This is a genomic window from Sorangium sp. So ce176, from assembly GCF_051519835.1.
In the GTDB taxonomy this organism is placed as follows: domain Bacteria; phylum Myxococcota_A; class Polyangia; order Polyangiales; family Polyangiaceae; genus Sorangium; species Sorangium cellulosum_G.
Genome location: NZ_CP150371.1, coordinates 3,352,240 through 3,374,406 on the forward strand (window position 1 = coordinate 3,352,240; position 22,167 = coordinate 3,374,406).

At 70.9% G+C, this 22,167-nt stretch carries 17 protein-coding genes and 1 pseudogene; 8 read left to right on the top strand and 10 right to left on the bottom strand.

The features are described from left to right. Window positions 1-61 precede the first annotated feature (61 nt). Both WMF42_RS12775 and WMF42_RS12780 read right to left on the bottom strand, forming a co-directional pair. The gene (locus WMF42_RS12775) at window positions 62-1,714 is read right to left on the bottom strand and encodes an FAD-dependent oxidoreductase (RefSeq protein WP_437692112.1); all 1,653 of its coding nucleotides are present in this window, start codon (window positions 1,712-1,714) and stop codon (window positions 62-64) included. 147 nt (window positions 1,715-1,861) lie between these two features. After that, entirely contained in the window at window positions 1,862-3,130 is a 1,269-nt protein-coding gene (locus WMF42_RS12780) for an endonuclease/exonuclease/phosphatase family protein (RefSeq protein WP_437692114.1), read from the bottom strand. 414 nt (window positions 3,131-3,544) lie between these two features. Here WMF42_RS12780 and WMF42_RS12785 point away from each other — a divergent pair, with 414 nt between their 5' ends. Next, the gene (locus WMF42_RS12785) at window positions 3,545-5,440 is read left to right on the top strand and encodes a PE-PGRS family protein (RefSeq protein ID WP_437692116.1); all 1,896 of its coding nucleotides are present in this window, start codon (window positions 3,545-3,547) and stop codon (window positions 5,438-5,440) included. A 157-nt stretch (window positions 5,441-5,597) separates the two neighbouring features. On the opposite strand, the gene WMF42_RS12790 is transcribed toward WMF42_RS12785, so the two are convergent. After that, on the bottom strand, window positions 5,598-5,981 hold the full coding sequence (locus WMF42_RS12790) for a KGG domain-containing protein (protein WP_081426186.1): 384 nt from the start codon (window positions 5,979-5,981) through the stop codon (window positions 5,598-5,600). Between the two features lie 1,218 nt (window positions 5,982-7,199). On the opposite strand from WMF42_RS12790, the gene WMF42_RS12795 reads away from it, so the two are divergent. Further along, on the top strand, window positions 7,200-8,225 hold the full coding sequence (locus tag WMF42_RS12795; protein WP_437692118.1) for a phosphatase PAP2 family protein: 1,026 nt from the start codon (window positions 7,200-7,202) through the stop codon (window positions 8,223-8,225). Window positions 8,226-8,255: 30 nt separating this feature from the next. On the opposite strand, the gene WMF42_RS12800 is transcribed toward WMF42_RS12795, so the two are convergent. The 6 genes and pseudogenes from WMF42_RS12800 to WMF42_RS12825 form a co-directional block, all read right to left on the bottom strand. Then, entirely contained in the window at window positions 8,256-10,106 is a 1,851-nt protein-coding gene (locus WMF42_RS12800; protein WP_420894963.1) for an ABC transporter ATP-binding protein, read from the bottom strand. A gap of 220 nt (window positions 10,107-10,326) precedes the next feature. After that, entirely contained in the window at window positions 10,327-10,662 is a 336-nt protein-coding gene (locus WMF42_RS12805) for a 4Fe-4S binding protein (protein ID WP_437692120.1), read from the bottom strand. Next, entirely contained in the window at window positions 10,659-11,003 is a 345-nt protein-coding gene (locus WMF42_RS12810; RefSeq protein ID WP_420894964.1) for a hypothetical protein, read from the bottom strand. Before WMF42_RS12810 ends, WMF42_RS12805 begins: the two co-directional genes overlap by 4 nt. Next, window positions 10,931-11,200, bottom strand: a pseudogene (locus WMF42_RS12815) (FAD-dependent oxidoreductase); the annotation flags it as partial. The gene WMF42_RS12810 and the pseudogene WMF42_RS12815, both read right to left, overlap by 73 nt. Window positions 11,201-11,493: 293 nt before the next feature. Beyond that, entirely contained in the window at window positions 11,494-12,732 is a 1,239-nt protein-coding gene (locus tag WMF42_RS12820; protein ID WP_437692122.1) for a hypothetical protein, read from the bottom strand. A gap of 599 nt (window positions 12,733-13,331) precedes the next feature. Beyond that, window positions 13,332-13,955 carry a PE-PGRS family protein gene (locus WMF42_RS12825; RefSeq protein WP_437692124.1) on the bottom strand — a complete coding sequence of 208 codons (624 nt, stop codon included), beginning with the start codon at window positions 13,953-13,955 and terminating at the stop codon, window positions 13,332-13,334. Between the two features lie 254 nt (window positions 13,956-14,209). On the opposite strand from WMF42_RS12825, the gene WMF42_RS12830 reads away from it, so the two are divergent. Beyond that, on the top strand, window positions 14,210-14,749 hold the full coding sequence (locus WMF42_RS12830; protein ID WP_437692126.1) for a hypothetical protein: 540 nt from the start codon (window positions 14,210-14,212) through the stop codon (window positions 14,747-14,749). Between the two features lie 60 nt (window positions 14,750-14,809). On the opposite strand, the gene WMF42_RS12835 is transcribed toward WMF42_RS12830, so the two are convergent. Next, window positions 14,810-15,247: a hypothetical protein gene (locus WMF42_RS12835; RefSeq protein ID WP_061609004.1), complete on the bottom strand. Its 438-nt coding sequence runs from the start codon at window positions 15,245-15,247 to the stop codon at window positions 14,810-14,812. 203 nt (window positions 15,248-15,450) lie between these two features. On the opposite strand from WMF42_RS12835, the gene WMF42_RS12840 reads away from it, so the two are divergent. The 5 genes from WMF42_RS12840 to WMF42_RS12860 all read left to right on the top strand — a co-directional run bounded on the left by WMF42_RS12840 (window position 15,451) and on the right by WMF42_RS12860 (window position 21,983). Next, complete coding sequence (locus tag WMF42_RS12840; protein WP_155798490.1) at window positions 15,451-15,789, top strand: hypothetical protein; 339 nt, start codon at window positions 15,451-15,453, stop codon at window positions 15,787-15,789. A gap of 15 nt (window positions 15,790-15,804) precedes the next feature. Then, on the top strand, window positions 15,805-16,170 hold the full coding sequence (locus WMF42_RS12845) for a hypothetical protein (RefSeq protein WP_437692128.1): 366 nt from the start codon (window positions 15,805-15,807) through the stop codon (window positions 16,168-16,170). 303 nt (window positions 16,171-16,473) lie between these two features. After that, window positions 16,474-17,943, top strand: coding sequence for a glycosyl hydrolase family 8 (locus tag WMF42_RS12850; protein WP_437692130.1), 1,470 nt, complete (start codon window positions 16,474-16,476; stop codon window positions 17,941-17,943). A 415-nt stretch (window positions 17,944-18,358) separates the two neighbouring features. Then, a complete protein-coding gene (locus WMF42_RS12855) occupies window positions 18,359-21,532 on the top strand; it encodes an ATP-binding response regulator (RefSeq protein ID WP_437692132.1) in 3,174 nt (1,057 codons plus the stop codon). 70 nt (window positions 21,533-21,602) lie between these two features. After that, window positions 21,603-21,983, top strand: a complete 381-nt coding sequence (locus WMF42_RS12860) for a response regulator (protein ID WP_437692134.1) — start codon at window positions 21,603-21,605, stop codon at window positions 21,981-21,983. Window positions 21,984-22,167: the final 184 nt, after the last annotated feature.

The following is a 22,167-nucleotide window of genomic DNA, read 5'->3' on the forward strand; positions in this document are numbered from 1 at the left end:
AGCTGCCGGGACCGCCCCGGACCACCCGGTCATGCTCGCACGCCGCTCGCGCGGGGGTCAATCAGGTGGCCGGGCGATTCTGGGGCACCGACACGGCCGATACAGGGACGGCGACGACCTCCGGCGCCCTCGGCGGCGTCACGGAGTCTCCGGCGCCCGCCGGCACCTCGATCGGCGCGGCCGGCGCGAGATCGGCGGTCGCGGGGCCGCGGAGGACCCGGCCCGTCGCGTCGAAGCGCGCGCCGTGACAGCGGCAGTCCCAGCTCCGCTCCGCGGGATTCCACGACACGACGCCGCCGAGGTGAGAGCACATGGCCGACATCGCGTGGAGCTGCCCCTGCGGATCGCGGTAAACGGCGAGCTTCTTCAGGCCCCTGCGCACGACAGCGCCGGAGCCCGGGGCGATGTGCGCCGCGTCGTCGACATCGCCCTTGCCGAGCCACGAGGCGTACTGGCACGCTACGTTGAGGTTCTCCTTCACGTACTCGGAGACAGCGGCCCGGCTCAGGTTCACGCGCGTGGGATCGAAGACCGACGCCAGCGGGTTGTCGCGGCCCTGCACGAGATCCGAGATCACGAGCCCGGCGATCGTGCCGTGGGTCATCCCGTTGCCGCAGTCGCCCGTCGAGATCAGGATGCGCGAGCCGCTCTTGACCCGCCCGATGTAGGCGAGCCCGTCGACAGTCTCCATCACCTCGCCCGACCAGCGGTGCAGCACCTCGCCGGCCTGCGTGAAGCGCTCCCTCGCCCACGCCTCGAGGCGTGCGTGGCGCTGGTCCGCGTCGCTGGCCTGGCCCGTCTTGTGGTCCTCGCCGCCCACGATGAGCACCTCGTCGGGGCCGTCCGCGCCGTCGATGTTGGCCAGGCGCACGTAATGGAACGGATCGGCCGTGTCCCAGTAGAGGCCCGGCGGGACGGCGCCCCGGGGTATGCGCAGGCCGATGACGTACGTCCGGTAGCCGGCCTGCTTCATGTGCACGCTGATGCGGGGGATGAACGGCGAGTTCGTGGCGAGCACGGCCTCGCGCGCGACGATCTGGTGCCCGCGGGCCGTCTTGACGACGACCTTATGCGGCGCCGCGTCCTCGTCGACGTCGGTCACGTGCGCCAGCGTGTAGAGCTTGCCGCCGTCGCGCTCGATCGCCCGCGCGAGCCCCGCGAGGTACCGGCGGATATGGAACTGCGCCTGATCGGGGAAGCAGACGGCGGGCCCGGTGTCGAAATCGAGCAGCGGCGCCCGGTCGACGTAATGGACCGAGCCGAGCCCGGCGCGGTGCGCTGCCTCGATCTCGTCGCGGAGCGTGCGCGGGGGCGACCCCGGGGCCGCGTAGAGATAGCCGTGCACGCGCCGGAAATCGCAGTCGATCTCCTCCTCCTTGACGATCCGCTCGATGGTCTCGATCGCGGCCGTGTGGCCCCGCGCCGCGCGGCGCAGGTGGCCCCCGCTGTGGAGCTTCGCGAGCGACGCCCAGCGCCGGTCGAGCGCGTGGGTGATGTGCGCGGTGGTGAGCCCCGACTCGCCCCCGCCGACCGCCCCGTTGTCCAGGACGACGACGCGCTTGCCCGCCTTCGCGAGCAGGTACGCCGTCGTCAGCCCGGCGATCCCGGCGCCCACAACGCACACGTCCGCCGTGTGATCGGCCGCGAGGGGGGCCATCGGAGAGATGACAGCGTGGGTCCAGACGGTGTTCTTGTCGTAAGCTCGCTCCGTCATAACGTCTCCACGGGTGGACGCCGGGGGCCGCGCCCCGGCGCCGGTTCATCGGTGATCGATCGTATCCGTCGTGCTGCTGGTGCCGGTCGTCGCGATCGTGTCAATCGCCTCCGGAGAGGCGTCGTGAAGGAGAGACGACCCCGCGCGTCACGAGTCGCGCCCCGACAGGGTGACGAGCACCCCGTAATGGTCGGAGAAGCCGCTCTTCACCTTCTTCTTGCCGGCCTCGATCGTGAGGCTCGAGCGCATGATCTGGGTCCCCGACACATGGCCCTCGAAGCCGCGCAGGAGGACGTGATCGATGAGGAGCCCGCGGGTGCCCTTGCCGCCGTCGAGGGGATTGTCGAAGCAATACGTGCACTTCGCGTCCTTCTGGGACGCGTAGGGGTTCACGAACCCGCGCGCGAGCAGCCGGTCGTAATGGGCGGGCAGGCGCGCCGAGATCGAGGGCGCGATGGCGGGGCCGGTGTTGAGATCGCCGAGGAGGAGCGTCGCGCCGCGGCCGCCCGTCTTCTGGTCCACGTAGGCGAGGAGCGCGTCGATCTGCGCCGACTGGTCCTTCTGCCATGACGTGTTGCGGGGGTGCGGGACGCCCTCCAGGCTCGCCGTGAGGTGGGTGCAGAAGACGTGCAGCTCGCCGAGCGACGGGGGCGAGAGCCGGGTATAGAGCACGGCGCGGCGGTCGATCGCGGACGGGAGCACGAGCGAGTCGCGCTCGAGGATCTCGGCGTTCGTCAGGACGGCCGTGCCCGAGGCCCCGGAGTAGGCCTCCGGGGCCGCCGCGCCGCCGGCGCGCGCGGGGGGACGCGCGCCGGCGGCGCTCTTCGGTCGCGTGCGAAGGCACGCTTGCGCAAGCTCGTCAGGCCCCTTCCGCGGGTTCGCGGCGAGGCAGTTGAAGCAATCCGGCGACAGGCTGGTGAGCCTCGCCGAGCAGCTCCGGAGGAGGCACGGGAGCAACGCGTGCTGGGTCAGGCCGGCGCAGCGCTGCGCCGCGCACGCCACGAGCGGATCGGTCTCCTGCTCCGAGCACCCTCCCTCCTCGTGGCCAGGGGGCAGCCGGAACGTGCTGGGCAGGGTGCTGGACGTCGCGGCGACGAGCTTCTGCCAGTGCTCCTCGAGCCAGAACTCCTGCACGCAGAGCAGATCCACGGGCTGCTCGGCGAGCGCGCGGATCAGCGGCTCCGCGCGCTCGTCCACGTACTTCAGCACGCCCATCGCGAGCCCGCCGTTGTAGGTGGCCACGCGAAATGGCGTCGCTGGCGCCGGCCCGGCGCCGTCGCGCGCCGCGCCCTCCGGCGCCGCGGGCTGCGGCGGGGCGCCGCCCTCCGGCGCGCCGGCGCTCTCCCGCGCGCGACCCTTGTCGCCGCTGCAGGCGACGAGCGCGAGCGCGCAGAGGAGCGTTGCGCTCCGAAGCAAGGCCTTCCGCATCAGGCTGCTCGACTATGCAGATCACGTACCGCAGCCATTCGAAGCGAGGCGCGGCGCGACCGGCGAGAAGTCGCCGTGCAGCAGAGACAATCGGCGTGAGGCATTCCGCCACGATGGGGCAGACCTGCACTGCGCGAGGGGCGCGAGTCCAGCGGCGCGCGCGGGGGGGTAAGGGCGATCGCCGCTGTCGCGCCGCGCGCTCGGGGCGGACGTGGAAGGCAGGTAGCAGGATGTCGCTCAAATTTGGCCAGGCACCAGCTTGATTCGATGCGCGCACACGCGTACTCCAGCTCTACGGCACGGCGGATGAGGAGGTTCGAAAGCCCACAGCGGCGGGCAGCGAACCCTGACTCCACCGGACCCCCGGCGGCGGGGGCTCTTCGTCGATGCATGGAGGGAAGAATGAAAGAGCACTTCGTGACGAAAGTGGCCCAGCTTGCTCTCCTGACGAGCATGGGGCTGCCCCTGGGCTGCGACGGCTGCGACTCGGACCCTGGGGGCGGCACCACGGCGTCCTCGAGCAGCGCCGGAGGCGCCGGCGGGGAGGGCGGCGAAGGGGGAGCCGGCGGGCAAGGCGGAGCCGGAGGCGCCGGCGGGCAAGGCGGACTCGGAGGCAGCGGCGAAGGAGGCTCCGGCGGTCAAGGCGGATTCGGAGGTACCGGCGGCAGCGGCGAAGGCGGCGCCGGCGGGCAGGGCGGATTCGGAGGCGCCGGCGGTCAAGGCGGATTCGGAGGTACCGGCGGCAGCGGCGAAGGCGGCGCCGGTGGGCAAGGCGGATTCGCGGGCACCGGCGGGCAAGCTGGCGTCGGGGGCGCCGGGGGCAGCGGCGAAGGCGGCGCTGGCGGCACGGGCGGCAGCGGCGGCGGCGAGCCGCCTGCGTTCCTCGGAGAGGCCCTCTGGGGGATCGGCGCCGGCGACAAGAAGAACGACCGCGTCGAGGCGATCGCGTCGGATCAGGACGAGAACGTCATTCTCGTCGGCGGCTTCGAGACGGCGGTCAACTTCGGTGGAGAGGGCGACGGGCTGGTGAGCGAGGGCCGCCACGACGTCTTCGTCGTGAAGCTCGACGCGGCGGGCGGCCACCTCTGGAGCAGGCGTTTCGGCGATGGGGCCGAGCAGTACCCGTTCGCGGTGGCCACCGACTCGAGCGGCAACATCGTTGTTGCCGGCGAGTTCCAGGGGACCCTCAACTTCGGCGACGACCCGAGCGCCGCGCTCGTGAGCGCCGGCGGGCGGGATCTCTTCGTCGCCAAGCTCGACGCCGACGGCAATCACCTCTTCAGCAAGCGCTTCGGCGACGCGCTCGACCAGTACGCCACGGCCGTCGCCGTCGCCGGTGACGACGAGATCGTGGTCCTCGGCGTCGCGAACGGCAGCATCGACTTCAGCGAGGATGCCGGGGCCGCGCTCACGGGCACCGGCGACTCCAACGTCGTCGTCGCCAAGCTCGACGCCGACGGCGGTCACCTCTGGAGCAAGCGCTTCGGATCGATCGACAGCTGGCAGCGCTTCCGCAGCATCGCTGTCAGCGACTCGGCCCTCTACGCGACAGGCGCCTTCGGCGGCATCCTCGAGATCGACGGCACCGTCGTGGAGAGCTCCCTTGACGGCGAGACCTCCGGCGCGGGCGGCGCCGGCGGCGGCGGGGGCGGTGAGCCGATTCATGGCATCGACGGCCTCGTCCTCCGGCTCGATCTCGCCTCGGGCGGCCTCGTCTGGGCCAGCCCGCTGGGCGGCGCCGGCGAGCAGTTCGCGAAGCTCGTGAGCCTCGGGATCGACGGCAACCCCGTCGTGATCGGCAACTACGGGGCGGCGTTCCGGGTCGGGGACACGGACGTCGAGCTCTCCGCGCCGGGGGACTACGACCTCTACCTCGCCCGGCTCGACGCCGAGACGGGCGCGCCGCTCGCCGCGCGCGGGCTGCCGTCCACGGGCGACGAGTTCGTGTGGGGCCTCTCCCAGGATCCCTGGGGCAACCACGTGCTGAGCGGCTACTTCACCGGGTCGCTGGCGCTCGGCGGGGAGCCGATCGGTGTCGGGGCGCCTGCCTCGGGCGACGCGTTCGTCGCCAAGCTCACCCCCGACTTCTCCGAGCCGCTCTGGGCCGACGTCTACCGGGATCAGTACTACTCGTTCATCACGGCCCAGGCCGTCACGGCCAGCGGCAACACCGTCGCTGCCGGCCTCTTCTTCGGCGAGCGCATCGAGCTCGGCAGCGGCCTGCCCGCCATCGAGCACAGCGCGCCCGCGCGGGATCTGAGCAACGGCGACCTCTTCGTCGTCACCGTGTCCCCGTAGCGCCCCGGCGAGCGCGGCGCGCGGTCGCGCCCGGGACGGCCGCCCGGACGATCCAGCCTTCAGGAACGCCGAGGCGCCAGGAGACCGCAGGGGTCGATCCCCCTGAGTCCCTGGCGCCTCAAGTGAGGGGCGCTGACATCAGCGCCGCATCGGCGGCTCAGTGGCTCTGCTGGCCAGCGGCGTGCTGCTCGTCGCTGCTGCCGCGCTCGCCTTGCTCGTCCTCGCGCTCCGGCTGGCTCTGCGCGCTGTTCGAGCCGTCGCCCCGGGCCTCGCCGCCCTTGCGGCCGATCTGGGCCATGTGGCTGCGGTTCTGGCTCACGGCCGCGCCGCCCTTGCGGCCGATGGCGGCCATGTGCTCGCGGTTCTGGCTCACGGCCGCGCCGCCCTTGCGGCCGGCCGCGCGGGCCTCCTCGGAGCTGAACTCGTGGGCCGTGCCCTTCTGGTGCGCGGCCTTGCCGCCCATGCTCGCGATGGCGCGCTGCTGCTTCTCGTCCATCGCCGCGAACCCACGACTGCTGCTCTGATTCTGTTGCTGTGCCATGACGTGTCTCCTTAGGTGTCTGGGCGCATCGTTCAGCGCGCTCCCAGGGCAACCCAGGCGCAGCACCCCGCGATTTCCGCTGAACGATGTCGGCGCATCGGGTAACTGCAACGTGGATGCCATGGAGAAAAAGCCATGGACAGCGGCCTCTTCTCCGCGGATCCGGGGCGGTTGCCCCGGATTGCGCCGGGAGCTCGCCGTCGTCCGGGACGCGCAAACGGCGCGTCGATCCGCAAGAACTCCCGGCGCCCGCGGGCGCGCCCCGGCGCTGGAGAGGGCGCGGCGGCACCGCAGGAGTACGCTGCTCAGCCTGTCCGATACAGATTTTCCAGGCCTGGATCCGCCGCGCGGCAGACTGCCCCACCACGGATGAGCGTGCGCACCATCGCGCCCCGTCGTCCGCGCGGGAGCCGCCGTGATCCGCGGAGAGCGGACGCGATCCGGCTCAGGACAACAGCGCTCATTCGTCTGACCTCCAACGAACTCGATGTCGGTGACGTGCCGGCGGGCCGCTCGGCGCGCGACCTCGTGTCAAGCCCCTTGACGGGCTGGACCATGTACGTTGGGCCACGCCCCCGGCCCGCGCTCTCCAGGGCGCCGCGACGGCGGCCAGCGGGGCGCCCTCGTCGGTGGGGCGCCCTCGTCAGCGGGACGCCCTCGTCGGTGGGGCGCCCTCGTCAGCAGGACGCCCTCGTCAGCGGGATGCCTCGGAGCCGCTCGCGGGACCCCGGCGTCGCCCCCGTCGAGCGAATACCCCAGCTCCCGTATCAGCACTCTTGACAACACGCCGTTCGTGCTCTCCACCCGTTGACCGCAGACTGGCGCGGTGGGTACGGCAGGCACGCAGGGAGGCGCTCCAGCGAGCGCGCAGATTCTGCGCAGCCGGGCGCGGCGACGCCGCCTCGGAACGCGGGAGCGCAGGGGGACGCGTAGCGCCTGCGCCGCTGCGTCGCCGGGTTCGCAGGCGCGCGGGGCGAAGCAGAGGGGCCCCGCTGCGCGACCCCGCTCGGCATGGCCGGGGTAGGCCGTCTCGAGGGCGCCGATCCCCATCGCGGGCGCCTCCCGCGGCTGTCCCATTGCGCGCAGAAGCCCGTCAAAAACTCGACGTGCGCGTGGCCTCCGAGTTGCTGTGATGTCAAGGGAACGCCACACGTGGTACAGAGCGGCGGGGCTCGAGCTGCCAACGCGCGCACCACGCCATCCCTGGAACATTCGCCCATGCACGAGAGGCTTACAACGGACTGTGGTAAGGTGGCCGGCCCCCGCGGCCTGGTCGACATGGAGCGCGCCGGCGCGCTCTGGAGGGACGCGGTGCGCGGCATGGTCGCCCTGTTCTCCCTCCACGACCTGATCCTCATCGGCTATCTCGTCGCGACGACGATCTGCCTGCTCTTCGCGCCGCCGAGCGAGGTGCGAGCCCAGTGCGTGCACCGCAATCTGGCCGGCATCGCCGGCATGGTGTCCCTCTGCGTGTTCGCGCGGCGCGCGACCTTCGTGGCCCCCCTCCTCCGGAGCATCGTTTACCGGCTCTCGCTCGTCGGCGCCTTCCTGCTCAACTACCTCTCGCTCCGGACCATCCTGCCGACGGTGCGGAGCGACAACCTCGACGCGGAGCTCCTCCATCTCGACCTGCTGATCTTCCGCATGGAGCCGGCGCTCTGGATGGAGCGCTTCAACACGCGCCCCGTCGTGGAGTGGTTCTCGTTCTTCTATTTCAGCTACTTCTTCATCTGTTTCCTCTCGATGCTACTGGCGGTCTGGGTGGCCCGCCCCGGCCGCGGAACGAGCGAGTTCGCGGTCGGCACCTCGCTCGTCTACTGCGTTGGACAGCTCGTCTACATGGCGGTCCCCGCCTATGGTCCCGTCAAGGCGCTGCAGCACCTCTATCAGGGGCCGCTCGACGGCGGCTTCTTCTGGGGCGCCGTGAGCAGCGTCGTGCAGGCCGGCGGCGCGATGAAGGACGTCTTTCCCTCGCTGCACACGGCGGGGCCGCTCTGGTTCGCCCTGTACGCGTTCCTCCGCGCCCGCACCGACAGGCGCCTGTTCTGGCTGGCCGTCGTGGCGGCGTTCTTCTCGTTCAATATCATCATCTCCACCATGCTCCTCCGCTGGCACTACGCGGTGGACGTGGTCGCCGGCGTCGCGCTGGCCACAGGCGTGGCGTGGCTCACGCCGCGGCTCGTCCGCTGGGAGGAGAGCGTCCGCGAGCGCATGGACCAGCCGCAGCCGTGGAGCTTCAAGTAGCGCTCCCCCGGCGCTGACGCTGCCAGGGCCTCAGGCGAGCGGGGCCTCCCACGCCTTCAACGGCGCGGCCAGCGGCCGGCCGTCGGCGCGCCCGTCCGCGCCATCGGCCGCCGGCTGCTGTCGGGGCGCCTCATGAAGACGGACCGGCGGCGCCTCGATCGGCGCCGGCTCCTCGGCATCCTCGGCGGCGCGCTCCGGCAGGAAGCCGTCCGACTGCTTGCTCCAGAGCCGCTTGTACGCGCCGCCCCGGGCGAGGAGCTCGGCGTGGGTGCCGTCCTCGATGATCCGGCCGTTGTCGAACACGAGGATGCGGTCGAGGTGGACGACCGTCGAGAGGCGGTGGGCCACGACGAGCACCGTCTTGCCCTTCATGACCCCATCCAGCGTGTCCTGGATGGCCTTCTCGGTGATCGAGTCGAGGCTCGACGTCGCCTCGTCGAGGAGGAGGATCGGCGCGTTCTTCAGGATCACCCGCGCGATGGCGATGCGCTGGCGCTGCCCGCCGGAGAGCTTGACGCCGCGCTCGCCGACCATCGAGCGATACCCCTCCTTCATCTGCGCGATGAACTCGTGCGCGTGCGCCTTGCGCGCTGCCTCGACGACCTCCTCGTCGGTCGCGTCGAGGCGGCCATAGCGGATGTTCTCGAGGAGCGTCCGGTGGAACAGGCTCGGATCCTGCGGGATCAGGCTGATCTGCGCGTGGAGCGCGTCCTGCGTCATGTCGCGGATGTCCACGCCGTCGATCGCGATCTGGCCGGCGTCGATCTCGTAGAGGCGGAGCAGGAGGCTGACGAAGGTGGATTTGCCGGAGCCGGAGAAGCCGACCAGCCCGACGCGCTGGCCGCGCGGGATCGTGACGTCGAGCCGCTCGAAGATGGGCTGATCGGGCGTGTAGCCGAACGACACGCGCCGGAGCTCGATGTGGCCGCGCTCGATCTGCGGCGCGACGGCGCCGGGGCGGTCGACGAGCTCGTGGGAGCGGACGATGGTGTTCACCCCGTTCGCGACGTTGCCGACGAACTCGAAGAACTCGAGGAAGCGGCGGCTGAGGTTGCGCGCCTCGTTGATGATGAGGAGCGACAGGCTTGTCGCCATGACGAACTCGGCGACGTCGATGTCGCCGCGCTGCCAGAGCCGGAGCGCCTGGTAGAGCGTGCCCACCTTGAGCAGCGCGGCCGACGCGAACTGGAACCACCGCACGCGCTCGGAGTACCAGTTCGACCGGCGCACGGCCCGGAGCTCCCGGGCGAGCTGCTCGTCCAGGTACTCGCGCTCGAAGCCGAACCGGGCGAAGAGCCGCGCGCTCGTGAGGTTCGTGACCGAGTCGACGACCTTGCCCGTCGTCTCGCTCCGCGCCGCCGCGGCGCGCACCGCGTGCGGCTGGCAGCGGGTCGCGAGCCAGTACGAGATGCCGACGAACAGGACCGCCCAGACCGAGACGAACGCCGCGAGCTCCGGGTGCGCGCGGTAGAGCAGGCCGATCGAGACCGAGAAGACGATGGCGATCGGCCAGAAGTCGAACAGGACGGCCCACAGCGTCTGCGAGACGCCCATCGACGTCTCGCTGATCCGGTGCGCGAGCGCGCCGGCGAAGTTGTTGCTGAGGTACCTGTGGGAGTGGTGCTGGAGGTACGCGTAGAGATTGCGGGTCACGTTCTGGCGCTGCCACGGCCCGACAAGGATCTGGCAGAGCCCGGCGATGCGGCTGAACAGGAACTCGCCCACGATGAGCGCGACGAACAGCGTCAGGGCGCCGCGGAGCTCGCCCGTCAGCGCGGTCCGGCCGGCGCTCGACTCGTGCGTCACCCCCTTGATGACCTGCCCGACGGCGTACGGGATCATGATCCCGAACGACGCGTGGGCCGACTCGAAGACGAACATCGCCAGATACCACGCGCGGTAACGAGCGACGAAGTGGACGATGAACCGGAGCGGCGTGTCCGGGAGCGACGGCGCGCCCGGGGCGCGTTGGATCGAGGTCTTGATTTCCACCGTATTTCCTGGGCGCCGAGCGCGCCCTCATGAGCCGACGGGTCGTTGCCCTCCAGCGGCCTTCGCCCCGCGCAGGGGAGGGCGCCGGCGCGGGAGCGTCACGCGATGTTCATTGCCCGGCCGTCACGGCGCGGAACCGGAACGTGGGGTCGCGGTCCGTGCCGCCCGGCCTCGCGGCGCGCCACCCGAGGTGGTGCGCGTAGCTCCCCAGGCGGCCGTCCCGATCGAGCCGATCCTCCGTGACGGGCTCGTGGCGCTCGGCCAGCGGGCTCACGTAGAGCGCGTCGGTCGGGCAGTAGAGCTCGCACATGAAGCAGGTCTGGCAGTCGTCCTGGCGCGCGATGAAGGGCGCCTCGCCGGGCCTCGCCTCGAAGACGTTCGTGGGGCAGACCTTGACGCAGAGGCTGCAGTCGATGCAGCGGGCGTCGCTCAAGAGCTCGATCATGCGAGATCTCCTCCAGGGTGCGGCGGGTGAGGGAGCCGGCGAGGCTCGACCCATATGGACGAGAGCCCGCCGGTGATGAGGCAATGCGCCTGGCCGGGATCGGTGTCCGGCAGGTCGGTGCGCTGGTGCAGCCCGCGCGACTCGGCGCGCGCGAGCGCGCTGCGGTAGCAGAACCGCGCGGTGGCGAGCAGCGCGGCCGCCTCGCGCGCCCGGACCTGCGCGACGCCGGGGGCGTGGAGGTGCGCGCTTGCATCCGCTCGCGGTGGGCGAGCCCGCCGCTCCGCGCGAACCTCGCCTCGATCGCGCGCTCGCGCGCGGCGCCCTCGGGCGCCACGTACCAGGCGCCGGTGTTCGCGGGGGCCGTGGCGCCCGAGGTGCCGCCATACCCCTTGTCGACCAGAACGACGCTGCGCGCCCCGCTCGCGACAGCCCCGAGCGCGGCCCACGCGCCGGCGGGGCCGCCGCCGATCACGAGCACGTCGGCGAGGTCGTCGGTCCGCGAGGCGAGGGGAGGAGACGGCGTTGCAGGGGTGCTCATCGGGGATCCGCCGCGGCGGGCCCAAGCACCAATCGGGCCAGGGGGGTTGTCAGGGGGGACGCGCGGCGGGTGGCTCCGCTGCTGCCTCAGCAGCAGCCGGGTGGTGATCGGCTGCTGCGGCGCGCGCAGGACAGGCTCGGCGCCGCGCGAGGCCGCGCCGCTCCGATCGTCCGTGCCGGTCGTGGTAGGCTGCCGACGCGACGCTGCAGCGGGTCGCGCCGTTCCGCGCCGGTCAGCGGCGGGGAGCCGCGGGCGTACGGCGGGTGGGCGAAGGAATCGCCGTCATCGGCGCCCTACATCGCGCAGAAGGGCTGCCACTGGCAGTCCGGATCGCCGCAATCGGCGAGGCCGTCCCCATCGTCATCGTAGCCGTTGCTGCAGGCCACGTCGGAGTCCTCTGGCGACCATGTGCAGGAGGGCAGCCACGCGCATTCGGAATCGCTGCAATCCGCGTACCCGTCGCCGTCGTCATCGTAGCCGTTGCTGCACGCCGCGTCGGTGTCCTCGCGCACCGGTACGCAGTAGGGCTGCCACTGACATTCGGGATCGCTGCAATCCGCGTAGCCGTCGCCGTCGTCGTCGTAGCCGTTGCTGCAGGCCACGTCGGTGTCCTCGCGCCACGGTGCGCAGAACGGCTGCCACGAGCACCCGGGGTCGCTGCAATCGGCGAGGCCGTCGCCGTCGTCGTCGTAGCCGTTGCTGCAGGCCAGGTCGGTGTCCTCTGGCCACCATGTGCAGTAGGGCTGCCACTGGCATTCGGGGTCGCTGCAATCGGCGAGCCCGTCGCCGTCGTCGTCGTAGCCGTTGCTGCAGGCCGCTTCGGTGTCCTCGCGCCACGGCGCGCAGTAGGGCTGCCACGAACAATCGGGGTCGCTGCAATCCGCGTAGCCGTCGCCGTCGTCGTCGTAGCCGTTGCTGCAGGCCACGTCGGTGTCCTCGCGCGGCGGCGCGCAGAAGGGCTGCCACTGGCAATCGGGGTCGCTGCAATCCGCGTAGCCGTCGCCGTCGTCGTCGTAGCCGTTGCTGCAGGCCACGTCGGTGTCCTCGCGCAGCGGCGTCGTGTCGTCGACCCCGATGATGATCTCGAGCGTCCCCTGGCCGACGGAGACGACATCGCCGTCCGCCTGGAACTGGAACGCGACCATCGACGTCGCGGCTTCGTAGATGAAGACCGGCGTCGGGTTCGCCGACGTCAGGGCCGCCGGAACGGCCTGGTAACCCGAGCTGGTCCACCGCTCGAGGAACCAGCCGGGCTCCAGGTACACGTCATAGCGACCGACAGGCAGCACCGCGGTGAGCACCGTCGTGTCGCCGTCACCATGGACGAGCCGGTGCGTCGGACCGTAGAGATCGAACCACGCGCCGGACAGGCGGTACGTCGCGCCCGTGGCGCTGGTCCCGACGAGTGCGAGGCTGATCGAACCGACATCGGACGCCTGCTCGGCGCCGTCCGGCGCCTCCGCTCCACAGCCGATCGGGATCGTGAGAGCCGCCAGCATCGAGCACACGAAGAAATGTCGCAAGTGTCTCATGATGACTTCGTATCAGAGACGCTCGCGCATGAAAAGCACGTGCTGCGGACGCGCGATGGCCGCGCGCGGCCATGGCCGTGCCGGTATCGCGCATTCGCCTGTCCTCGCCGGCCGGCAACGACGGGCGTGTGTCGGCGCGTGTCGTGAACGCGTGCGCTTTCGTGCGCTTTCGTTACCTCACGCGCCGGAGCGGATCCCGCTCGTCCAGCATTGGACGTGCTGCACGTCAAACCCATGAGCCTGTAAAATTACAGTCATGTCGCATGTGGGCGCTGTGCTCGCGGCGGGTGAAGGGTTCCGGCCGGCCCAGCGAGGGGATCGGGCGATGTGCTGACGGGGGATCGACGGTCTGCCCGATCGATGCCGGGGCGCTCATTCAATGCGCGAGCAACAACGGGCTGTTCCGGACGGCATTACCCGCGACGGCAGACCTCCCGATCAAGACCTTGGATTGGAAGAACGAGGGCTTCGGCACCAGCGGAGGCGTCCGGGCCTCCGTGCATGGCATGGGAGGGGCCGAGATGGGGGGCGCGGCTCCGCCGTGACGATCGGTCACCTGGGAGCTCCCCGGCGGCGCGGCGAGGCCGCGCCTCGGCTGGTCAGGGGAGCTCGCCGCCCTCGACCCAGCTTTTGAGCGTCTCGTGCTCGGCCGCGGTCAGGCACTTGGCGTTGCCGGCGTCCCGCGCCGGGTCGCCTGTGCACCCGGCCATGCCGCCCGGCATGGATCCGTCGAGCACGCGCTTGAGAGAGCACGCGCCCTTGGAGAGACCCTCTCCCTTGCACGCCCTGAAATCTGCGTCGAGCTGCGAGGACGCGTAATCGATCTTGTAACCGCCGGCAGGCATCGCACCTGAGGTGTGGCAGGGCGCGCAGCGCGCCGTGAGGATGGGCTGCACGTCGGCCCACGCCGCGGCGTCCGCGGGCGCGCCGCCCTCGCCGCCGCTGCCGCCGCCGCCGCCGCCGTCACCGCCGACCGTGCCGCCCGCGCCGCCTTCGCCGCTGTCCGCGCCGCCGTCACCACCGCCCATGCCGCCCGCGCCGCCGTCACTGCCGCCCGCGCCGCCGTCATCGCCGCCCGTGCCCGTGCCGCTGGTGCTGGTGCTGGTGCTGGTGCTGGTGCTGGTGCTCGTCGAGCTCGAGTTCGAGTCGTCGCCGCCGCACGCCGCGAGACCGAGGAGCAGCGCGGCGGTGGTCGTGAGTATATGGAGCTGAGTGTTTCGCATCGAGAACATGCGCCACGCATATGCGACCCTGGCACCGCTGGCAATTCCCGTGGCATTGGTCGCGAGAAATTACGCCCATCCTCCTGAACGATTACAGCGCCACTTGTCCCCTCCAGGTCACCCACGCGGCCGCCCAGGGCTCTCGCCGCACGTCGGCCAGCGGCTCCTCTCTGGTCTGCGCGCGAGGTGTGCGGTACTCTCGTTGCCGAGGGCGCCGGCGCGGCTGGATGACCGACGAACCCAGGGTCAAGGGAGTGGCGTTTCGCTCCGTGTACGTGAGCTTCGGCAAGCTCCGCGGAGAGCCCCTCCAGAGGCTCAGCCTGGACGAGATGAGCGAGCCGCTGCGCCACGGCATCCGCTATGGCAGCATCGTCTCCACCGGGTGGTATCCGATCGCGTGGTACAAGGACCTGCTCCAGGCCATCCGGCGCACGAGCGGTGAAGGCAAAGACCTCATCCACCAGATCGGCCGCCAGTGCACCCGCGACGACATGAGCGGCATCTACAAGGTCATCGCGGCCCTCATCTCCCCTTCCACCCTCTTCTCCCTCGCCCAGCGCGTCTTCGCCAACTACTACTCTGTCGGCCGCGTCCAGGTCATCGAATCGCGCCGCGGCTTCACCCGCGCCCGCTGGAGCGGCTGCCACGGCTTCGACGAGAACATGTGGACCGAGGTCATCGGATCCTGCGGACAGCTCCTCGAGATCGGCGGCGCTCGCCACGTCCGCCAGCGCGTCATCGCCGGCGGCGGGGACTCCGACGATCGCCTCGAGCTGACCGCGCACTGGATCTGAGGGCCCGCCAGGATCGGCGGCCGCGCGCCCGGACGCCGCGCGTGCGGGCGCCGCCGCTCCTCAGGGCGCGGGCCAGGCGACGTTGCTGTCGAGGACGACGACGCGGAGGGAGCCGTAGGCGACCTCGTACCAGCGCCGACCGCCGAGGTGCGGGAAGCGCGCGAAGAGGTGGCGCGCGCCGCCGCCGCCGCACCAGTACTCGTGGTTGCCGAGCGCGGCGAACACGGCGTCGGGGCGAGCGGCGGCGAGCGCCCGCACCAGCGCGGCGCGCTCGGGATCGTTCGACTCGCGCCAGAACTCCAGGGTCGAGGTGCGCTGCAGGTCGGCGATGACGGCGATGCGGCCGCTCGTGGGCCGCAGCGGCACATCGAGGCTCCCCGCGAACCGGCGAGGGGCGGGCAGGGGCGCGCACGCGGCGAGCAGCGCGCTCAAGACGGCGAGGAGCGCGGCCGAGCAGCCGAGGCGCAGGCGGCGAAGAGGGGGGACGACAGGCATCATGGCTGGACGAGTCTCCCGCGGGCGAGGGGAGGCGGGATCTTGGCATGAAGCTCGTCAACACTCCCGCGGATCGCCTCGTCCACGCAAGAGCCAGGCGCCCGGCGACGGACGACCCCAGGCGCGCGCCCGCGCGCCGTCGACCTCGCCCCGGCCTCCAGCGAGCCCGGTTGACTTGATTCGGTGGGTCATCGACCATGTCGTCGATGGAGTCCTTCGTTGCCTTCATTCCGCTGTCGAACTGGCTACGGGGATTCGATCGCTACGCGATGCGCTATCCGAAGGCGTTGATCCACGAATCGGCCTTCCCCGACGCTTTCTACATGCTGAAGGATGGCGAGCCCTTCGCGCCCGGGCTCGAGGCGCGCGGCCTCCGCACGCGGGCCATCTGCGCGCTCCAGCGGGGCGGCGTCGATGACGCCGCCAAGGTGCGCGCATACCTCGAGCGGAGCGCCGAAGAGGGGTTTCAGGAGGTGTGCTTCAAGGAGCTCTACATCTCGAGCCTCTCGGAGAACCCGTGGGCGCCGAGCGCGGCCAACCAGTAGTGCGAGGCGAACCAGGTGCCCCTCTCGCTCGTTGTCCACACGCTCGCGGAGCTCGGCTTCGAGAAATGCGCGGAGCTCCCCTGGGGGAGCCCGATCTTCGAAGGAACAATCGGAGTTCGCGCGCTCCGCTTGGCCGCCGAACATGCCTCGCGTCCGCGGGAGATCGGCGCGATCCTGGGCCAGCGCGCGCGATGGCTGGAGGCGCTGACGAGCGCGAGGCCCGAGCTGAAGGCTTCCCGGTGCATCGGCTACCTCGCGATCTCGGCGAGGTCGTTCGAGGAATTGCTCGAGCTCGGGATCCTCGGCGTGCCTGCGCCGGTCTTCGGTGGGCCCGAGGGCCTCAGCGTCCTTTCAAGCCTCGAGAGCCGAGAAGCTCGCTGAGCCACGGCGCTCGAGCCGCGGATAGGCCACGCCGTTCGGCCCGATCGCGGCGCGCGGCCCTCGCCAGGAATCGTCATCATCGCGGGCGTCACTCGCGCCGCGGTGCTGTATCGTGAGTCCCTCGGCGCGCGATGCGACAGACGGGGAGCCGCCGTTTCGAGGCACCTTGGCCGCTTCTGCCGAGGCGCTCGCGAGGATGGTCGGGAGGGCTCGACTTGCGAGCATAACACACGTGGGCTCTTCAGCGATGTTGACACGTAGCCCGTTTCCTATAGGATGCCGAGCTCGGCAATGAGGACAGCGATGAACTTGCGAATGATAAAGTTTCCGGTCGCATCGTCATGGTTCGCGCTCACGGTGATCGCCTGCGCGCCCAGCAACCAGGGCACCCAGGTCGGATCTCCCGGTCAGGCAAGCGCCACGGATCAACCCGGCAGCGTCGCTCCGGGCGGCAGCTCGAATCAGAGCGGCGCGGTGCAGACGGCCCCGGCGGCGGAGCCTGCGCCCCTCGGTCCGCCGCTCCGGCCTGCTGCCAAAGGAGCGTACTTCACGGGGGAGTATCGCAACCTGTTTGCCGAGCTGGGACACAAGCCCGACGAGATCGACGCCAAGATCGCGAAGGCCTATGCGCAGCTGTTCCACGGCGATCCCAAGGAGGAAGCCGTCCTGTTCGCGGCGGGCAAGAACGCGAACGGCCCCAAGGCATACATCATGGACATCGGCAATGGTGACGTCCGCTCCGAGGGGATGTCCTATGGCATGATGATCGCCGTGCAGGTCGACCGGAAAGATGACTTCGATGCTCTGTGGAACTGGGCGAAGTCTCACATGGTTCATGCGGAGCCGCGTCACCCCGGCTTCGGGTATTTCTCCTGGCAGATGCGCCCGGATGGCACGGCCATCGATGAGAACCCCGCTCCCGACGCGGAGGAGTATTTCGCCACGGCGTTGCTGTTCGCCTCCCATCGCTGGGGAAACGGCAAAGGCATTTACGACTACCGGAAGGAGGCAATGGGCCTGCTCGACGCGATGAAGAACCGCAAGTCGATCGCCGGGGCGGTCAACGCGGACAAGCGCAAGACCACGCTTGTCTCGCTCTTCAACGCCGAGAACAAGATGGTGCGGTTCACGCCTGACACGGACAACTTCTCGAAGAACGGCGACCATACAGATCCATCGTATCACCTGCCTGCGTTTTACGAGCTCTGGGCCCTCTGGGGCCCCGAGGCGGATCGCGCGTTCTGGGCCGAGGCGGCCAAGGTGAGCCGCGATTTCTTCGTCAAGACGACCCACCCGAAGACAGGGCTCGCTCCGGATTACGCCAACTTCGATGGTACCCCCAAGGCGGCTTCGTGGGACGCAGGCACCGCCAACTTCCGCTACGACGCGTTCCGCACCGCGATGAACTGGTCGGTGGACGCGGCGTGGTGGGCGAAGGACCCGCGGGAGACCGAGCTGAGCGATCGGCTCCTCGCGTTCTTCGAGGCGCAGGGCCCCAAGTACAAGGCGAACTTCACCCTCGAAGGCAAGCCGATCGTCGAGCACGACTCGCTCGGGCTCGTGTCGATGAACGGCGTCGCGGCGCTGGCTGCCACCCACCCGCGGGCCTGGCGCTTCGTCGAGGACGTGTATCAACGCGAGGCGCCTACCGGTAAGTGGCGATATTATGACGGCATGCTGTACACGATGTCCCTGCTGCACTTGAGCGGCAAATTCCGCGTCATCGCGCCGCCTGCGCAGCCCGCGGCGACTGCTGCTGCCGGCAAGCGCTAGCCCGGAGGGGGGTTGCGAGGGCGCGCAGGGCGGCCGCGAGGCGCTGCGCGACGATCGCGCCCCTCTCGCTCCGGTTCCCTGAGCCTCCCGTACCGCCTCATCACCTCGCGCAGCCGGCCGAGCGGGATGGCGTGGGCGACGTTGTCGCCCTGCCCGAACGTCGTCGTCGCCGTCGTCAACGCGTTGAGGATGGCCAGAGAGCGCGGCGCCGTGCCCGCCCGTCCAGCAGGCCGCCGGCCAGCCGAGGCTCGCCCCTCGCCCCCGCCTGCCCGCGCGCCGCTGCCCCGCCCTCCACAAAGCCCCGCGCCCTCGCGGCGGGCCGATCGGACCTTGCGCGATCAACGATCTTCACTAAGCGCTCGGGATGAGCTGTCTCCCGCGTCGAGCGGGGCCGCAAGGCGTGATGAGCGGACGGATGAAACAGCGGTCGAGCCAGGAAGGATCAGAAGGGCGCGACTTCGTCCAGGGTCTGGAAGATCTCACCGGCGTTGGACCGGTGGACGACTCCGAGGATCACCTCCTCCGGGACACGGAGCTCCTGAAGCAGGAGATCGCGCGCGCGAGCCCTGGCCGCGAGTCGGGGCTGCTGCGGCTCCTCGCGGCGCGGGTCGCGATGAACAGCGCCTTTCAGTTCTGGGGCCTGCTCGACGCTCACGGGACGAACTGGGAGTCGAACTATCCGTCGGTCCACGGCGCGGGCGTGTCGCGGAGAGACGTGCACGGAGTGCCATTCTGGGATTGCCCCTGGTGGCGGGGCTCGCCGGAGGCCCAGGAGCGGCTGAAGGACGCCGTGCGGCGCGCGGCGCGCGGCGAGTTCGTCCGGTATGACGCGGAGATCATCGGGGGCAAAGAGGGCAAGGAGCGAATCACGATCGACTTCAACATCAACCCCGTCAAGGACCGGCAGGGCGACGTGGTCTTCATGATCGCCGAGGGGCGGGACGTCACCGAGCAGCGGCGGCTCGAGCGGGAGGTCGCGCGGCACAGGGACGAGCTCGCGACGCTCGACCGGCTCAAGACGGAGTTCGTGGCCAACGTGAGCCACGAGTTCCGCACCCCGCTCACCCTCATCCTCGGGCACGTCGAGGACGCGCTGTCCCGCCCGGCGAGGGCGCTCGCCGGCGAGGGCCTCGCGGCGGCGCAGCGGAGCGCCCTGCGGCTCCTCCGGCTCGTGAACACGCTGCTCGACTTCTCCCGCATCGAGGCGGGGCGCCTCGACACATGGTTCGAGCTGACCGATCTCGCCCAGCTCACCGAGGAGCTCGCGGGCTCGTTCCGCGCGCTGGTGGAGGCCGCGGGCCTGGCGCTCGTCGTGGACTGCCCGCCGCTGCCGGGGCCCGTCTATGTGGACATCGCGCAGTGGGAGAAGATCGTCTCCAACCTGCTATCGAACGCGTTCAAGTTCACGCTCGAGGGGCAGATCGCGCTCTCGCTGCGCCCGCACCGGGACGGCGTCGAGCTGTCCGTGCGCGACACGGGCGCCGGGATCCCGGCGGACGAGCTGCCGCGCATCTTCGAGCGGTTCCATCGCGTGCACGGCCTGCGTTGCCGGAGCATCGAGGGCACGGGGATCGGGCTCTCGCTGGTGCAGGAGCTCGTCAAGGTGCACGGGGGCTCGCTGCGGGCCTCGAGCGAGCCGGGGCAGGGGAGCACGTTCACCGTGTCGATCCCGTGGGGCCGCGCGCACCTGCCGCCGGAGCGCGTCGCCGCGACGGGGAGCTGCGCGACAGCGACAGCGACGTCGAGCGTGCGCCTGCACGTGATCGAGCCGTCCCGGTGGCCGGCGCGCGCGCGCGGCGACGGGGCCCACGACGGGGGCCTGCCCGCGCGGGCCGCGGACCCGGCGGCGGGGGCGCGGACCGGGGGCGAGCCAGAGGCGTGCCCGCGGGAGGGCGAGCTCCGGATCCTCGTCGCCGACGACAACGCGGACATGCGCGAGTACCTCGCCCACCTCCTCGCGCGGCGGTGGAGCGTGGAGGCGGTGGCCGACGGGCGCTCGGCGCTCGCGTCGGCGCTCGCGCGCCCGCCGGACCTCGTGGTGAGCGACGTGATGATGCCCGGGCTCGACGGCGTCTCGCTCCTCCGCGAGCTCCGGGCGGACCCGAGGACGAGCATGATCCCCGTGGTGCTCGTGTCCGCGCGCGCGGGGGAGGAGGCGGTCGTCGAGGCCATCGAGGCGCGCGCGGACGATTACCTGGTGAAGCCGTTCTCCGCGCGCGAGCTCCTGGCCCGCGTCCGGACGCAGCTCGAGATGGCGCGGATGCGGCGGGCGGCGACCGAGGCCGCGGAGCGGGAGCGCGCGCAGGAGCTGCCTCGCCTGCTGGACGCGGCGAGCGTGATGCTCGCCGATTCCCTGGATTATCCCACGACGCTCGCGCGGGTGGCGCAGCTCGCGGTGTCCGTCCTCGCCGACTTCTGCCTCGTCGACCTGAAGCAGGACGAGGAGGAGGGCGGCGGCTTGCGGCGGGTGGGCGTGGGCTGCGCGGACCCCGCGCAGGCGGCCCTGGCCGAGGAGGCGAAGCGCTTCGCGCCCGCGCTCGACGGCTCGCGCGATAACGCGCAGTCCAGGGTGCTCCTGGAGCGGAGGTCGGTGCTCATCGATCCGTTCACCGAGGCGCACATGCGCGCGATTGCGCAGGACGAGGATCACCTCCGGGTGATCCGGGAGATCGGCGGTCGCTCGTTCATGTGCGTCCCGCTCGCGACGCGGGAGCGGGCGTTCGGGACGCTGACGTTCATCGCCTCGCGGTCCGGGCGCCGGTACGGCCCGGCGGAGCTCGCGGCCGCGGAGGAGCTGGCGCGCCGCTGCGCGCTCGCCGTCGACAACGCGCGCCTCTACAACGACGCCCAGCGCGCGATCGCCCTCCGGGACGAGTTCCTGTCGATCGCCTCTCACGAGCTGAAGACGCCGCTCACCCCGCTCTCGCTGCAGATCCAGCTCCTGATGCGCCGCGCGCCGGAGCTCTGCTGCGACCGGGATCGCCTCTCGTGGCTGACGAGCCGCCTCGGGCTCGTCCGCCGGCAGAGCGAGCGCCTGCGCCGGCTCGTCGACAATCTCCTCGACGTCTCCCGCATCGCCGCGGGTCGCCTCGCCCTCGATCTGGAGCCTGTCCGGCTGTCGGACATCGTCCGTCAGGTGGTGTCCCGCTGCCACGAGGGCAGCGAGCTCGTCGAGTCGGGCTCCCGGATCGCGGTGAGCGCGGACGACGACGCCGCCGGGCAGTGGGATCGGGTCCGGCTCGAGCAGGTCGTCGACAACCTCGTCTCGAACGCGCTCAAGTACGGCCAGGGAAAGCCCATCGACATCGCGGTGACCTCGACGTCCTCGACGACCACGCTGACGATCGCGGACCACGGCATCGGGATCGCGCCCGAGCACATCGACCGGGTCTTCGGCCGCTTCGAGCGCGCGGTATCCGCGCGGAACTATGGTGGTCTCGGCATGGGGCTGTACATTTCCAGGCAGGTGGTCGAGGCGCTGGACGGCTCGATCGAGGTGAGCTCAGTCCTCGGCGAGGGCTCGACCTTCAAGGTTCACCTTCCGCTCGCCGGCCCAGGCGCCTCGAGCCGGCGCGGCCTGCCGGCCTGAGGCGCCCGGGTACGGTGCGCTCTGCGGGCTCCCGCCCCGCCCCTGCCGTATCGGAATGGAGCGACCCCGCATGACGATGAGCCCCCCTTGCAAGCGCATCTTGATCGTCGATGACGACGCCGCGATTCGCCGGACGTTGAGCGAGCTCCTGGAGGAGGAAGGCTACTCGGTCGCGTCCGTCGCGAACGGGCTCGAGGCCCTCGATTACCTGCGCGGCGATCCCTCGTCGATCGCGCTGGTCCTGCTCGACCTGATGATGCCGGTGATGGATGGCTTCCAGTTCCGCGCCGAGCAGAAGCGCGATCCGGCGCTCGCCTCCATGCCCATCGTGGTGATGACCGCCCGCGGCGGGACGGATCGCGCCGGCATCGACGCCGACGCGATCATCAGCAAGCCGTTCGACCTCCTCAAGCTGATGGACACCATCGAGCGGACTTGCCGGAGGGAGTGAGTCGTCCTCGGCGCGCCGATGTCTGACCTGATGAGGTGAAGACGGTAGGCCCGTGAAAAGGGTGTTCTTCTTCACCGTTACTCTCCTCTGTTGCCGCCAGCCAGGGGACAGTCCGCGCCCTGCGGATCGGAGCGCTGGAGAATCCAGTCGTTCTTCCAACCTCAGGACCGGGGCGAGCGGACGT